The 284-nt window shown below is 51.8% G+C and carries 1 protein-coding gene; it reads right to left on the bottom strand.

Translation table 11 applies throughout. The features are described from left to right. On the bottom strand, positions 1–190 hold a 190-nt coding region (locus tag J4G32_RS22035), incomplete at its 3' end, for a LacI family DNA-binding transcriptional regulator (RefSeq protein WP_210497718.1). Between the last annotated feature and the right edge of the window lie 94 nt (positions 191–284).

Below are 284 nucleotides of genomic sequence, written 5' to 3'. Positions count from 1 at the left end.
CCGCCTGCATGACTTTCTCAACCGTTTTGGGGCGAACCAGTTGTGGCGAATTCAATGCCCGGCTGACTGTCATCGGAGACAGCCCGGCGCTACGTGCTACATCTTCCAGCGTCGGCGCACGAGGTGATTTGGTTCTCTTCACGTCTGATGCCCCTGCAAAGATTGGCTGATTTATCCGCGCATTATTCATCATGCCTGCGGCTATTGCCAGCTTCGCATCAGGAAAGGCCGTAAATACAGTAGCTTATCAAGCTCAGTCATTACAAAATGATAGCGCCATCATT

The sequence above is a fragment of the Microvirga antarctica genome, from assembly GCF_017921815.1.
In the GTDB taxonomy this organism is placed as follows: domain Bacteria; phylum Pseudomonadota; class Alphaproteobacteria; order Rhizobiales; family Beijerinckiaceae; genus Microvirga; species Microvirga antarctica.
Note: the sequence above shows the minus strand (reverse complement) of the source record. Positions and strands in the feature narration are given on the sequence as shown.